We start from the raw sequence: 13,699 nt of genomic DNA, 5'->3' as shown, positions 1-13,699 counted from the left end.
GCGGTTAAGGCGGCCCTGTGGGGGAAGCGCTGGGGGGTACCGCGTGGTTACGCTGACGCTGTGACCCGCGTCCCCCGCAACCAGGAGACACCACCGCCGCCGTCCGCTGTTCGCGGCGCGGGACTCATCGTCGCGGCGCAGGGACTGGCCGCACTGGCGATGGCGGTGGTCCTGGTGGTGCGCGCGATCGCCGGGGCCGACCAGCGGGTGGTCAACGGCTTGGGTACCGCGCTCTGGTTCCTGGTGATCGGCGGCGTGGTGCTGGCCGCAGGGCGAGCACTCGTCGTCGGTCGGCGTTGGGGGCGCGGGCTGGCGGTGTTCACGCAGCTGCTGCTGTTGCCGGTGGCCTGGTACCTGGCGGTGGGCTCACATCGGCCCGCCTTCGGCATACCGCTGGCCGTCGTGGCGCTGACAGCGTTGCTGCTGCTCTTCAGTCCCGCGGCGTTGCGCTGGGTCACCGGGGGCGATCAGCGCGGGCCGGCCAGCTTGGACAGCAGCGGCCCGGACAGCCGGTAGGTCGTCCACTCTCGTTGCGGTTGGCCGCCGATCTCGTCGTACAGCGCGATCGCGTCGGCGTTCCAGTTCAGCACCGCCCACGACAACCGCGTGTAGCCGTTGTCGACGCATTCGGCCGCCAGGGTCGACAACAGTGCGCGGGCCAGGCCGCGGCGGCGAAATTCGGGGCGTACGAACAGGTCTTCGAGGTAGATGCCGCCGACGCCGTCCCAAGTGGAAAAGTTGACGAACCACAGCGCCATCGCCGCGATCTCACCGTCGACTTCGGCGACGTGTCCGTATGCGATCGGCGAATCACCGAAAAGCGCTGTGAAAATTTGCTTTTCGGTGACGGTGCATTCGTCGGCGGCGTGTTCGAATTCGGCCAGCGCATGGATCATGTCGGTAATAGCCGCGGCGTCTTCGGGTTTGGCACGACGGATGTTTTCGCTCACTGCTCAACTCCCAGCGCGTTAAGTATCGTGGCGAATTTCGTTGTGGTTTCCTCTACTTCGGCGTCGGGATCCGATTCGGCGACAATGCCGCCGCCGGCGCGGGCCAGCGCGGTGCGGCGATCCGCCGACAGCTGCGCACAGCGGATGGACACCACCCAATAGCCGTCGCCGTCGGCGTCGCACCAGCCCACCGCCCCCGCGTAGAAGCCGCGGTCACCTTCGAGTTCGGCGATCAACTCGGACGCGGCCTTGGCCGGCACCCCTCCGACCGCCGGGGTGGGATGCAGTGCCAACGCCAAATCGATTGCGGTGGTTGACTTATCGCGCAGCCGGCCGCTGATCGGTGTGCACAGATGCCATACCGCGGCGGTGCGGCTCAGCTGCGGCTCGGGCGCGATGGTCAGCTCGTCGCACAGCGGTTCCAGCGCCGCCCGCATCGTGTCGATGACCAGCTGATGCTCATGGCGGTCCTTGGCGGACGCGGCCAGCGCGGCGCCGTTGGCGGCGTCGCGCTGCGGGTCGACGGCGCGGGGTGCCGAACCGGCGAACGGCTGGCAGCTCACCCGGTCGCCGGAGCGGGCGACCAGCAGCTCGGGGCTTGCGCCGACGAGGACCGCGCCCGCGTAGTCCGCGCCCGCCGGGGTGAGGTCGGTCAGATAGCAGTAGGCCGCCGGATCGTTGGCTATGAGCCGGCGCAGGAGGACGCGGGCGTCCAGCGCGTCGTCGGCGGTCAGCTGCAAAGCGCGGGCCAGCACCACCTTGCTCAGCGAGGTGTCCGGTGCCCGCAGCTCGTCTCGGGCGCGGCTGATCCGGGCGCGGTAGTCGGCGGGGGCCGGGATGGCCGCGGCGACGTGCACACCGGGCAGCGGGTCCATCGGCCAATCCGGTGGGCCGTCGCTGCGGTATACCGTCTCCGGCACCAACAGTGCGGCCGGTCTCTCCACGTCGAAAGGCAACGCGCCCAATACTATTGGTGTCGATCCCGAAATCAGCGCGGTCTGCGCGGCGCCCATGTCGTGGTAGTGCGCCCGCACCCCTTCGCCAACCAGGGTGCCTCGCGGGCCGCACAATGCGAAAGGCGGTTCGACCGAGCTCACCCGGGTGCGATCGCCTGCGGGACACCGGTCAGTCCGAGGGCGGCGAGCTGTCGCAGGCCATGCTCGAATCCGCATACGGCGATCGAGCCGGCCAGCATCCAGAAGCGGCTGCCCTCGACGAGCGGCAGCTCGACCCAGCGGGTGATGACCGAACGGGAAAAGTGGCTGTGGCCCACGAAAACTACGTCGCGCGAGGCCATGTGCTCTAAAGCCAGTGCGACGGCCCGGTCAGCGCGGGCGCTGACCTGCGCCACGCTCTCGCCGCCGGGACAACCATGCGTCCACACCAGCCAATCTGGCACCGTTTCCCGGATCTGTTCGGTCGTCAGCCCCTCGTAGGAGCCGTAATCCCATTCGGCGAGCAGTTCGGTTACCTCGTCGACGGTGAGCCCGGCCAGCTTGGCGGTGATCAGCGCACGAATTCGCGGGCTGCTAATCACCAATGGGTCGACGAGTTTCAGTTCACGCAGGACGTGCGCGGCAAGCTCGGCCTGGAGCCGGCCGGAATCGGTAAGTTCGATGTCGGTGCGGCCGGTGTGCTGGCCGGATTTCGACCACTCGGTCTCGCCATGGCGCAGCAATACAAGTCGATGGTTGTGCAAGCCCATGCCGGTGATTCTGCCCCACGACTTGCCGTCGCCGAAGATGGAAGTCCTTAGCTCCCCGGAACGTGCCAGGATGGCAGGTGTGAGTGAAGCGCGGGTACTGGCGGTGGCTAACCAGAAGGGTGGAGTCGCCAAGACGACGACGGTTGCCTCGCTGGGCGCGGCGATGGTGGAAAAAGGACGACGGGTGCTGCTCGTCGATCTCGATCCGCAGGGGTGCCTGACGTTCTCGCTCGGTCAAGATCCCGACAAGTTGCCGGTGTCGGTGCATGAGGTGCTGCTCGGTGAGGTCGAGCCGAGTGCGGCGTTGGTCACCACGATGGAGGGAATGACGCTGCTGCCGGCCAACATTGACTTGGCGGGTGCCGAGGCGATGCTGCTGATGCGGGCCGGCCGTGAGTACGCGCTCAAGCGCGCACTGGCCAAAGTCGCCGACCAATTCGACGTGATCGTCATCGATTGCCCGCCGTCGCTGGGGGTGCTCACCCTGAACGGGCTGACGGCCGCCGACGAGGTGATCGTGCCGCTACAGTGCGAGACGCTGGCCCACCGCGGCGTCGGTCAATTCCTGCGCACCGTCGCCGATGTCCAGCAGATCACCAACCCGAAGCTGCGGTTGCTGGGCGCGTTGCCGACGTTGTACGACTCGCGGACCACCCACACCCGCGATGTGCTGCTCGATGTCGCGGACCGCTACGACCTGCCGGTGCTGGCACCGCCGATCCCACGCACGGTGCGCTTCGCCGAGGCCAGCGCGTCCGGTTCGTCGGTGATGGCCGGGCGCAAGAACAAGGGCGCGGTGGCGTACGCCACGCTGGCGCAGGCGTTGCTCAAGCACTGGAAGTCCGGAAAACCGCTGCCGACGTTCGCCGTCGAGGCATAGCGCGTAACGCACATTCGGGCGGGGTTCAGCCCAACGCCACCACGGTGTCGCCGCGCTGCTCGAACACGTGCGAGCCCGACACGGCCGGGACGACCGCGCGGTTGCTCGGCGCCCGGTTCACCGGAATGTAGCGCTCGTTGGCCCCGGTCGTCGGGTCATAGACGCCGATCGCGCCGGTGACCGGAATGAGCAGCTTGCCCGCCATCATGGTGCCGGGTCCCAACGGGACCGTCGTGCCGCCCGCCGCGATCGTGTAGCGCAGGTTCAGCGTGCTCGCGTCGAACACCAGAACGGACTCGCCCGTCCACCACGTCATCAGGTTGCCGGCTTGCGACACCGCCGAATTCGTCGGCGCCTTGGGCAGCAGCGCGCTGGCCACCGTGCTGCCCATTTCATCGACCACGTCGACTCGGGGCTGCGGTGTCGGCAGATAAACGGCCGTATTGCTTTGGTAGACGGTCAACACACGAGCACCCGAGTTCATCCCGATGCCGGGCTCGGCGACGAGGTGCTGCGAAGGCTCGTCGTCTTCCTTGCCGGGACGCAACAGCGCGAGCCGCAAATCGGCCTGGTTGGCGCAGCTCTCCAGCACCGAAACCTGCAGCGAGCTGGCCGCCCCCGAGTACAGCTTGCATCCGGAGTGCAGTCCCCGCGACGACGGTTTCACCCGGGCGTCGGTCTCGCCGTAGGCAAGCATCCGGACCATGTCCGAACGCCATAGTTCCAGCCGCGTATCGCCGACCGACAACACCGTCGTGCCGTCGGAGGACAGGCGGACCTGCGGGTCGGCGTAGCTGCTGCGGGCGGGCCCGCGGCGACCGGTGGACCCGTCGATGGTGCTGACCTGGCCGCAACCGCGGTCGTCGCGATAGACCGCGACCGCGAAGTGGTAGACCCACGACAGGCCGCACAGGTCGGTGTCGCGGGAGTAGCTCCAGCGCGTCTGGCCGGTGCCGGCGTCGCGCCCGTCGACCTCGCGGCCGTCGGCGGTGGTGACCGTCCCGGCCACGATCACCGGTGCCGTGGTGGCGGCGCTGGCCGCGCTCCACAGCTGCTTGAGGCTGGTCGGCACCTGCCGGGCCACCGTGGGGTTGGGCGCCGGCGTCGCGGCGGGTCGGCTGATCGTGGCCCGAGCGTCGCTGGTCCACCAGATCAGCGACGCGGTGATGGCGACGACGACCGCGATCGCCGCGGCGGCCAACAGATCGCCCTTGGTTCGGCGTTCGGGTTTGACCATGCCTGGGCTGTCGACTCGGCTGGCTCAGTTGGCGTGCGTGCTGGCTTCCGCCGGCTTGCGGCGACGCCGGCGACGACGGTTGCCACTGGCACTGCCGCCATTGCCGGACGCCGGGTCCGACGGCGTCTCCCCGGTGCCTTCGCCCTCGCTACCGGCCGAGTGGCCGTTCACGAGCTGACCACCGCGGGTGCGACGGCGCGGCGCACGGGAGCGGGCACGACTCGACTTCTGGCCGTCGCCTTGATCGCGATTGTCGGTGTCACGGCGCTTGACCGGCGATTTGCGCGGCGTGCCGACGGTGCCGGTCGCCTCGGCCGGGATGCCCAGCTCGGCCTTGAGGTGCGGTGAGTTGGAGTAGGTCTCGGCCGGCTCCGGGGAGCCAAGGTTCAGCGCCTTGTCGATCGCCGTCCAGCGGGGCAGCTCGTCCCAGTCCACCAGGGTGACCGCGATACCGGTCTTGCCGGCGCGACCGGTGCGGCCGATCCGGTGCACGTAGGCCTGTTCGTCCTCGGGGATCTGGTAGTTGATGACGTGGGTGATGTCGTCGATGTCGATGCCGCGCGCGGCGACGTCGGTGGCCACCAGCACGTCGACGTCGCCGTTGCGGAACGCCTTGAGGGCCTTCTCGCGGGCGATCTGGCCGAGGTCGCCATGCACGGCGCCGACCTTGAAGCCGCGCTCGGCCAGCTCGTCGGCGACCTTCTGCGCGGTGCGCTTGGTTCGGGTGAAGATCATCGTCGCGCCGCGGCCTTCGGCCTGCAGGATGCGGCTGACCATCTCCACCTTGTCCAGCGCGTGCGCGCGGTAGACGAACTGCACGGTGGTGTCGTGGGTCGCCGCCGAGTGCGGCGCCTCGGCCCGGATGTGGGTGGGCTGCACCATGAAGGTGCGGGCCAGCGTGATGATCGGGTCCGGCATAGTCGCCGAGAACAGCATCGACTGCCGGTCGGCCGGGATCTGGCGCAGGATGCGCTCGATGTCGGGCAAGAAGCCCAGGTCCAGCATCTCGTCGGCCTCGTCGAGGACGAGCACCGACAGCCCGCCCAGCTGCAGGTGACCCTGCTGGGAGAGGTCGAGCAGCCGGCCGGGGGTGCCGACCACGACGTCGGCGCCGGTGCGTAGCGCGTCGATCTGGGGTTCGTAGGCCCGGCCGCCGTAGATCGACACCACCGACAACGGCCGGGTTCCGGCCGCGGGGTCACTGCCGGCGGTCAGATGCTTGGCGGCGGCGGCCAGGTCCTCGGTGACCTGGAGGCAGAGTTCGCGGGTGGGCACCACGACCAGTGCACGCGGCGTGCCGTTGAGCGGCCGCACGCCGACGCCGTTGGTGATGCGCTGCAGCAGCGGGACGCCGAAGGCCAGGGTCTTACCCATACCGGTGCGGGCCTGGCCGATGACGTCGTCGCCGGCCAGCGCCATCGGCAGGGTGAGTTCCTGGATAGCAAAGGCGTGCTCGATGCCCTTTTCGGCGAGGGCCCGCACAATTTCGTCGCGGACGCCGAGTTCGGCAAAAGTTGGTTCAGTCTTACTCGTCAATGCAGTCATGCGTGAGTGATGTACCTTTCGGTGACTATTCGGTTGAGTCGGTTTTTCTGTCGCGGTCACGCGCGCACGAATTCCGACTCCGAGTCGCCAGGCCCTGCTGAGATTGGGGCGGGCCAGCGGTGCACGCACATTTCGCCGATAACGGCCGTGCGAAGAGATACAGCCACTATCAACCTGCATGATAGCTGGTCGATAGCTCAGACCCATCTTCTTCCAGGTCCGCCGACTACAGTGATGCCCATGACTTCGGCCTCCTCTGCCGACCAAGTAGACGATTCGCCTTCAGTGGGACTGACCGCGGATCATCCGGGTGTCAACGAACTGTTCGCAGTGCTGGCCTATGGTGAGGTGGCCGCCTTCTACCGGCTGACCGACGAGGCTCGTATGGCCCCTGACCTGCGGGGACGTATCTCGATGGCGAGCATGGCGGCCGCCGAGATGAAGCACTACGAGCTGCTGGACGATGCCCTGGAAAACCGTGGCGTCGACGTTGTTTCGGCGATGTCGCGCTACGTCTCCGCGATCGAGAACTACCACCGGCTGACGATGCCCAGCACCTGGCTGGAAGCACTGGCGAAAACCTATGTCGGCGACGCGCTGGCCGCCGACCTCTACCTCGAGATCGCCGACGGACTGCCCGACGAGGTAGCCGACGTGGTGCGTGCGGCCCTGTCGGAAACTGGGCACTCGCAGTTCGTCATCGCCGAAGTGCGCGCCGCGGTGACCGCGAGTGGCAAACAGCGCAGCCGGTTGGCGCTGTGGGCCCGCCGGCTGTACGGCGAAGCCATCACCCAGGCGCAATACCTGCTGGCCGATCATGACGAGCTGGTCGACCTGGTGCTGTCCGGCACCGGCGGTCTGGGGCAGCTCGGCGCGTTCTTCGAGCGTCTGCAGCAAACCCACGACCGGCGGATGCGCGAGCTCGGCCTGAGCTGATTCCCTACTTGGTGCAGGTCGCCAGGTTCGCGTTGTTGGCCGACGCCACTTCGACCTGGCCCTGGGCATTGACGATCGCGCAGTTGAGCTTGCCGACGATGCTGGTCGCGACGACGGACTGGGTCGTGACGCCCGGATTCAGCACCACCACCTTCGTCCACGGCAGCGCCACGTTGAACTCGGTCTGGGGGTAGCCACGGGCGTCGGTGTAGACGACGTTCACCAGATCCAGGAGTGTCTTCGTCCCGGTCACGCTGTAGTAGATGGTGCTCGGATTGATTGTGGCCCTTGGTGATACGACCGCGGGAGGTGGCGCGGCCAGCGGCGGAGTCGTCAGCGCCGCGCTCGGCGGGGTCAGCGTGGTGACGGTCTCCGGCGGTAGCTGGGGTGCTTGCGAGGTGCTCGGGGCCGGGCGCTGCGACGCGCTCGGCGGGCTGGTTGTCCGGGGCGCGGAGCTCACCGTCGTGGGAGCCGCGGGCGCGACGGTGGCCTTCGTCGATGCGCTGTCGCCGCTGTTGATGATCACCGCGGTCGCGATCGCGCCGATCGCCACCACTGCGCCCAGCACCGCGACCGCCGGGCGCCAGCTGCCGATCGGCCAGAGGAGTTCCTTGAGCTCGTCGTACTCCTCGTGGTCGTCGTCGACGTACTCGTCATCGTCGTAGCCGTCATCGTCGTAGCCGTCGTAGTCGGCTCCGTCGTAGGTGTCGTCATCGGGGTAGTCGCGGCGATAGCCGCGGTCTAGGCCGGTGCGATCATCGATCGTGTTTCTGATGAGGCCGATGTTACTGACGTGACAGGACAAGACCGGGTGCCGTGCGCCACCTTGATCCAGCTGGGAGCGAATCGTTATCTGCCGTTAGAAAGGGTTTCGCTTAGCGCGAAGCGCCCCCAGTCCCCCTCTGCTCGGAGCAGCTCGGCCGCGTCCATTAACCTGCAGCTGACACGCCTGCGACGGAATATCAACGGAAGGGGCCATCGTGGAGGTCAAGGTCGGTATCACGGACAGTCCGCGCGAGCTGGTGTTCGCCAGTGCACAGACGCCTGCGGAGGTCGAAGATGCCGTGAGTGCCGCGCTTCGTGAAGGTTCGGGCCTCCTGGGCCTAACCGACGAGAAGGGCCGCCGCTTCCTGATCCACACCGCCAAGATCGCCTACGTCGAGATCGGTGCCGCCGACGGCCGTCGGGTCGGCTTCGGAATCGGGGCGGACGTCGGCGCGAAGTCCGGCAAGGGCGCTAAGAGCGAGTAAGCGGCACGTGTGACAGTCCGCCCCACGCGAACGCGACGGTGCCGTCGACGGCATCCGACTTCGAGATCGGGCGGTCGGAGTCCAGCCAGTACCTGGCGCAGTCGACGCTGATGCCGACCAGGCCCACCGCGATCATCCGGGCGCGGTGCGGGTCCAGGCCCGAATCGGCGCTGATCAGCGCGAACACCGCGTCGATGCACGATTCGGTGGCCGCCCGCACCTGCGCAGCGACCTCGGGCTCCGTGACGTAGTCGTTCTCGAAAATCAGCCGATAGCCCTGGCTGTCGTGCTCGATGAAATCGAAGAACGCCTGGATCGCCGCGCGCAACCGTTGCCGGTTATCGGTGGTGGTACTCAGGGCGTTCTGCACGCCCGAGACCAGGTTCTCGACGTGGCGATCGAGCACCGCCAGATACAGCTCCAGCTTGCTGGAAAAGTGTTGGTACAGAACGGGTTTGCTGACCCCTGCCCGATCGGCGATCTCATCCATGCCGGCCGCGTGATAGCCGTGGTCGACGAAGACATCGCTGGCCACGATCAGCAATTGGCCGCGCCGCTCGTCGCGCGGCAACCGGTTACCCCGCCGGTTCGAGGTCGCTATGCCGTCACTCGGCCGACCCCGGTCCGATCTGACGGCACGCCGTGCCGCCGACTTGGCGAGATCGCTCACTTGGTCCTCATCTGAATTGTGGCGACCGACCATCGAATACCGACGGGCTGGCCGCACGCCGCTCGTCGCACAGACATTACTACCCATGGTGTACCAGTGACCGGCATCGGCACCGTAGGTGCAGCCCGAACCGGTGTCGTCGGGCGCGCCAGGGACCCCCACGGTTCCGGCTGTGCCATCCTGGGGCAATGACGTCCGAGCCGCCCGTGCACGGCACCGGTCGAGTACCGATGCTGCGTGACGAGTGGCGAGAACCGCTTCGCGCGCTGCGGGACCCGATCGCGCTGGGTACCGGTCGAGCCCGCGTCGATCGCGACCGTCCCCGCCAGTGGCGGAAACAAACGTGGCTGGGCCGGTTCATCTCCACGTACGGCTGGCGCGCGTACGCCCTGCCCGTTCTGGTGGCGCTGACCGCGGTGGTCATCTACCAGACGGCGACCGGCGTCGGCGCCCCGCAACCGACGGCGGGTAAGCCCCCCATCCAGGGGCCCCCGGCCATCGGGGCGGTGGGCACCGCCATCCTCGACGCACCGCCGCGCGGCCTGGCCACCTTCGACGCGAATCTGCCGGCCGGGACGCTGCCGGACGGCGGGCCGTTCACCGAAGCCGGCGAAAAGACGTGGCACGTCGTGCCCGGCACCACGCCGCAGATCGGTCAGGGCACCGCCAAGGTGTTCCGGTACACCGTCGAGGTCGAGGACGGCCTGGATCCCGCAATGTTCGGCGGTGACGACGCGTTCGCCACGATGGTCGATCAGACGCTGGCCAACCCCAAGGGCTGGACGCACAATCCGCAATTCGCCTTCGTCCGGATCGACAACGGGAAACCCGACTTCCGGATTTCGCTGGTCTCCCCGGTGACGGTGCGCGAAGGCTGCGGCTACGAATTCCGGCTGGAGACCTCCTGCTACAACCCGGTATTCGGCACGGAACGGCAAGCACGGGTGTTCATCAACGAGGCGCGCTGGGTGCGCGGCGCCGTGCCGTTCGAGGGTGACGTCGGGGAGTACCGGCAGTACGTCATCAACCACGAGGTCGGCCATGCCATCGGCTATGTGCGCCACGAACCGTGCGACAAGCAGGGCGGATTGGCGCCGGTGATGATGCAGCAGACGTTCTCCACCTCCAACGACGACGCGGCGAAGTTCGACCCCGAGTACGTCAAGGCCGACGGCAAGACCTGCCGCTTCAACCCCTGGCCGTATCCGATCGCCTAGCCCCGCGACGAAGCGCACCGGGGAAGCATTGCCGGTGACGGAAGCGTTGACTGGTAGCAGTTGAGTCGACCGAGGAGATATGTGGTGTCCACATCGTTGCCGCCATTAGTCGAGCCGGCGGGCGAGCTGAATCGCGACGAGGTGGCGCGCTACAGCCGTCACCTGATCATTCCGGACCTGGGCGTCGACGGGCAGAAGCGACTCAAGAACGCGCGGGTGCTGGTGATCGGCGCGGGCGGACTCGGCGCACCGGCGCTGCTGTATCTGGCCGCGGCCGGCGTCGGGACGATCGGCATCATCGAATTCGACATCGTCGACGAGTCGAACCTGCAGCGCCAGATCATCCACGGCGTGGCCGACGTCGGACGGCCCAAGGCGCAGTCCGCGCGCGACTCGATCCACGCGATCAATCCGCTGGTGCAGGTGCGCCTCCACGAGTTCCGGCTGGAGGCGAGCAACGCCGTCGACCTGTTCCGGCAGTACGACCTGATCGTCGACGGCACCGACAACTTCGCCACCCGGTATCTGGTCAACGACGCGGCGGTGCTGGCCGGTAAGCCCTACATCTGGGGGTCGATCTACCGCTTCGAAGGCCAGGTTTCGGTGTTCTGGGAAGACGCTCCGGCCGATGACGCCGGCAATGAGCGTGGCCTGAACTACCGCGACCTCTACCCGGAGCCGCCGCCGCCCGGCATGGTGCCGTCGTGCGCCGAAGGCGGCGTGCTGGGCATCGTCTGCGCTTTGATCGCCTCGGTGATGGGCACCGAGGCGATCAAGCTGATCACCGGCATCGGCGAATCGCTGCTGGGCCGGCTGATGATCTACGACGCGCTGGAGATGAGCTACCGCACGATCAGGATCCGCAAGGATCCGGCCACACCGAGGATCACCGAGCTGATCGACTACGAGGCGTTCTGCGGTGAGGTTTCCGACGACGCGGCCAAGGCGGCCACCGGCTCGACCATTACCCCGCGTGAGCTGCGCGCGTTGCTGGACTCGGGCAAGGCGTTGGCCCTGATCGACGTTCGGGAGCAGGTCGAATGGGACATCAATCATATCGGCGGCGCCCAGTTGATCCCGCAGTCGTCGATCAGCTCCGGCGAGGGTCTGGCAAAGCTGCCGCACGACCGCAAGGCGGTGCTGTACTGCAAGACGGGCGTGCGATCGGCCCAGGTACTGGCAGCGCTGAAGAAGGCTGGTTTTGCCGATGCCGTCCATCTGCAGGGCGGAATCGTGGCGTGGGCGCAGCAGATGCAGCCCGACATGGTGATGTACTGACGCCCCATCAGCGCGTCGTAACGACGCGCATCGTCGCCCGGCTAGGCTAACCCCCGTGAGTGTCGATCCACCGCCGGAGCACGTGCTTTCGGCGTTTGGATTGGCCGGCGTGAAGCCGATCGCCTTGGGCGCCAGCTGGGAGGGCGGCTGGCGATGCGGCGAGGTCGTCCTCTCGATCGTGGCGGACCATGCGCGCGCGGCGTGGTCTGCGCGAGTGCGGGAAACGCTGTTCGTCGACGGGGTGCGGCTGGCCCGGCCGGTCCGCTCGACTGACGGCCGCTACGTGGTCTCGGGATGGCGAGCGGACACGTTTGTCGCCGGTACGCCGGAGCCGCGCCACGACGAAGTCGTCTCGGCGGCGGTGCGGCTGCACGAGGCCACCGGCAAACTCGAGCGCCCCCGATTCCTGACGCAGGGACCGACCACGCCGTGGTCGGACGTCGACGTGTTCATCGCCGCCGACCGCAGCGCGTGGGAAGAGCGGCCGCTGCAGTCGATTCCCCCGGGCGCGCGGTCCGCTCCACCCAGCGCCGACGCCGACCGCTCGGTCGAACTGATCACCCAGCTCGCCACGCTGCGTAAGCCGACCAAGAGCCCCAACCAGCTGGTGCACGGGGATCTCTACGGCACGGTGCTTTTCGTCGGCACCGCGGCGCCGGGAATCACCGACATCACGCCGTACTGGCGTCCGGCGTCGTGGGCCGCCGGTGTGGTCGTCGTCGACGCGCTGTCCTGGGGTGAGGCCGACGACGGTCTGATCGAACGCTGGAACGCGCTGCCGGAATGGCCGCAGATGTTGTTGCGCGCGTTGATGTTCCGTCTGGCCGTACACACGCTACACCCGCGATCCACTGCCGAGGCTTTCCCGGGCCTGGCCCGCACGGCGGCTTTGATCCGCCTGGTGCTCTAGTCCGGCGGAAACTCGTAGCGAACCTCGCTGAGCGCGATTTTCCCGTCGACGGCGAGCACTCCTTCGGCGCGCAATAGTTCGAGTTGCCGCGTCGTCAAGTGCCGGGCCGGGCGTCCGGATGCCGTGATCACTCGGTGCCAGGGCAGGTCGGAGGAGTCGGTGCGCATGATCCATCCGACGATCCGCGGGCTGGAAAGCCCTACGACAGCGGCGATGTCGCCGTAGGTACAGACGCGGCCCGAGGGAATCGCGGCGACCAGTGCGCGCACCCGCTCGACTTGCTCCTCGGTCACCGGCGCCATGTCAGCGGTCTTCGAGCTGCTTGCGGATCAGCGCGGCGACCTCGGCCGGCTTCGCGCCGGGCACCATGTGGTTGCACTCGTAGGTCAGTAACTCGAAATCGGACCCCAGCCGTTCCCGCAGACCCGTGACGAGTTGGTCGGTGACGTAGGTCGGCGACGTCCATGCCGCGCGCACCAACGTCGTCGGCGTTCCCGCGGGCGGAAGCACTGTGGGACGGGCTAATTCGCTCCAGTAGGACATCATCGCCGGCAGGCTGACCCGCCAGCCGTAGCGTCCGTTGGGCAGCCGGATCAGATGCTCGTCGAGTTCGGCGTCGAGCACGGCCGGATCCACGTCCGACCACGATCCGGTTGCCTTTTCCATGCGGGCCTCCGCGGTATCCGGGTAGTCGGGCGAGGAGAACATCGCCTCGGCGATCTGGCTCGTCCACCCGCCGTCCAAGCCGACCGCGGGATCGAGCAGCAGCGGCGACGCCACCAGGTCCGGCCTCAGCGCCGCCAAATTCATCGCCAGCCCGCCGCCGAACGAGTGCCCGACGACCAGCACCGGGGCATGCGCCACCTCGTCGAGCAGCGCGGCCAGCGCGGCGACATTGGCGTCGATGGTCCACGGCGCCGCCCAGGACGACCTGCCGTGGCCGAGCAGATCGGGAGCGGCGATGGTGATTTCGGGTAGATAATCGCCCAGCTGTTGCCACCGCTGGCCGTGGCCGGTCAGTCCGTGCAGGGCGAGCATCTGCACCGGGCCCGACGGACCGAAGCGGTGCACGTGAAGGTGGGTGGTCACGCGTCGATGATGCCAGGCCCGGGGGACACCGC

16 protein-coding genes are annotated in these 13,699 nt (G+C 67.9%); 7 read left to right on the top strand and 9 right to left on the bottom strand.

The window, feature by feature from the left end; translation table 11 throughout:
- The first annotated feature begins 60 nt into the window (after positions 1 to 60).
- A complete protein-coding gene (locus tag G6N54_RS11965) occupies positions 61 to 516 on the top strand; it encodes a hypothetical protein (RefSeq protein WP_163790346.1) in 456 nt (151 codons plus the stop codon).
- Here the strand turns inward: G6N54_RS11965 and G6N54_RS11960 are convergent.
- The 3 genes from G6N54_RS11960 to G6N54_RS11950 are packed head-to-tail and all read right to left on the bottom strand — an operon-like array spanning position 468 to position 2,655.
- Complete coding sequence (locus tag G6N54_RS11960) at positions 468 to 950, bottom strand: GNAT family N-acetyltransferase (RefSeq protein ID WP_163790345.1); 483 nt, start codon at positions 948 to 950, stop codon at positions 468 to 470. The two genes, G6N54_RS11965 and G6N54_RS11960, sit on opposite strands and share 49 nt — an antisense overlap.
- Positions 947 to 2,047: an isochorismate synthase gene (locus G6N54_RS11955; RefSeq protein WP_232073679.1), complete on the bottom strand. Its 1,101-nt coding sequence runs from the start codon at positions 2,045 to 2,047 to the stop codon at positions 947 to 949. The genes G6N54_RS11960 and G6N54_RS11955 overlap by 4 nt, the downstream gene beginning before the upstream one ends.
- Positions 2,044 to 2,655, bottom strand: a complete 612-nt coding sequence (locus G6N54_RS11950) for an acid phosphatase (RefSeq protein WP_163790343.1) — start codon at positions 2,653 to 2,655, stop codon at positions 2,044 to 2,046. Before G6N54_RS11950 ends, G6N54_RS11955 begins: the two co-directional genes overlap by 4 nt.
- 79 nt (positions 2,656 to 2,734) lie before the next feature.
- Here G6N54_RS11950 and G6N54_RS11945 point away from each other — a divergent pair, with 79 nt between their 5' ends.
- On the top strand, positions 2,735 to 3,535 hold the full coding sequence (locus G6N54_RS11945) for a ParA family protein (RefSeq protein ID WP_163794686.1): 801 nt from the start codon (positions 2,735 to 2,737) through the stop codon (positions 3,533 to 3,535).
- 25 nt (positions 3,536 to 3,560) lie between these two features.
- On the opposite strand, the gene G6N54_RS11940 is transcribed toward G6N54_RS11945, so the two are convergent.
- Positions 3,561 to 4,772: an Rv3212 family protein gene (locus G6N54_RS11940; RefSeq protein WP_163790342.1), complete on the bottom strand. Its 1,212-nt coding sequence runs from the start codon at positions 4,770 to 4,772 to the stop codon at positions 3,561 to 3,563.
- Positions 4,773 to 4,796: 24 nt separating this feature from the next.
- A complete protein-coding gene (locus G6N54_RS11935) occupies positions 4,797 to 6,317 on the bottom strand; it encodes a DEAD/DEAH box helicase (RefSeq protein WP_163790341.1) in 1,521 nt (506 codons plus the stop codon).
- A 240-nt stretch (positions 6,318 to 6,557) separates the two neighbouring features.
- Between G6N54_RS11935 and G6N54_RS11930 the strand changes: the two genes are divergently transcribed.
- Positions 6,558 to 7,253 (top strand): ferritin-like fold-containing protein, encoded by a 696-nt coding sequence (locus tag G6N54_RS11930; RefSeq protein WP_163790340.1) that lies wholly within the window; start codon positions 6,558 to 6,560, stop codon positions 7,251 to 7,253.
- A 4-nt stretch (positions 7,254 to 7,257) separates the two neighbouring features.
- Here the strand turns inward: G6N54_RS11930 and G6N54_RS11925 are convergent, their stop codons facing one another.
- Positions 7,258 to 8,037, bottom strand: coding sequence for an MmpS family transport accessory protein (locus tag G6N54_RS11925; protein WP_372513151.1), 780 nt, complete (start codon positions 8,035 to 8,037; stop codon positions 7,258 to 7,260).
- Between the two features lie 196 nt (positions 8,038 to 8,233).
- On the opposite strand from G6N54_RS11925, the gene G6N54_RS11920 reads away from it, so the two are divergent.
- Positions 8,234 to 8,503, top strand: a complete 270-nt coding sequence (locus tag G6N54_RS11920; protein WP_163790339.1) for a DUF3107 domain-containing protein — start codon at positions 8,234 to 8,236, stop codon at positions 8,501 to 8,503.
- Here the strand turns inward: G6N54_RS11920 and G6N54_RS11915 are convergent.
- Positions 8,490 to 9,173 (bottom strand): TetR/AcrR family transcriptional regulator, encoded by a 684-nt coding sequence (locus tag G6N54_RS11915; RefSeq protein WP_163790338.1) that lies wholly within the window; start codon positions 9,171 to 9,173, stop codon positions 8,490 to 8,492. The genes G6N54_RS11920 and G6N54_RS11915 overlap by 14 nt on opposite strands.
- 188 nt (positions 9,174 to 9,361) lie before the next feature.
- Here G6N54_RS11915 and G6N54_RS11910 point away from each other — a divergent pair, with 188 nt between their 5' ends.
- The 3 genes from G6N54_RS11910 to G6N54_RS11900 all read left to right on the top strand — a co-directional run bounded on the left by G6N54_RS11910 (position 9,362) and on the right by G6N54_RS11900 (position 12,578).
- Complete coding sequence (locus G6N54_RS11910; protein ID WP_179969199.1) at positions 9,362 to 10,390, top strand: DUF3152 domain-containing protein; 1,029 nt, start codon at positions 9,362 to 9,364, stop codon at positions 10,388 to 10,390.
- An 84-nt stretch (positions 10,391 to 10,474) separates the two neighbouring features.
- A complete protein-coding gene (gene moeZ / locus G6N54_RS11905) occupies positions 10,475 to 11,668 on the top strand; it encodes an adenylyltransferase/sulfurtransferase MoeZ (RefSeq protein ID WP_163790337.1) in 1,194 nt (397 codons plus the stop codon).
- A 55-nt stretch (positions 11,669 to 11,723) separates the two neighbouring features.
- Positions 11,724 to 12,578, top strand: a complete 855-nt coding sequence (locus G6N54_RS11900) for a TIGR02569 family protein (protein WP_163790336.1) — start codon at positions 11,724 to 11,726, stop codon at positions 12,576 to 12,578.
- Here the strand turns inward: G6N54_RS11900 and G6N54_RS11895 are convergent.
- The gene (locus G6N54_RS11895; RefSeq protein WP_163790335.1) at positions 12,575 to 12,880 is read right to left on the bottom strand and encodes an MGMT family protein; all 306 of its coding nucleotides are present in this window, start codon (positions 12,878 to 12,880) and stop codon (positions 12,575 to 12,577) included. The genes G6N54_RS11900 and G6N54_RS11895 overlap by 4 nt on opposite strands.
- A 1-nt stretch (position 12,881) precedes the next feature.
- Positions 12,882 to 13,667: an alpha/beta fold hydrolase gene (locus G6N54_RS11890; protein WP_163790334.1), complete on the bottom strand. Its 786-nt coding sequence runs from the start codon at positions 13,665 to 13,667 to the stop codon at positions 12,882 to 12,884.
- Positions 13,668 to 13,699: the final 32 nt, after the last annotated feature.

Origin of the sequence: Mycobacterium stomatepiae (genome assembly GCF_010731715.1) — a bacterium.
Taxonomy (GTDB): Bacteria; Actinomycetota; Actinomycetes; order Mycobacteriales; family Mycobacteriaceae; genus Mycobacterium; species Mycobacterium stomatepiae.
This window is presented reverse-complemented; position numbering and strand designations above follow the sequence as displayed.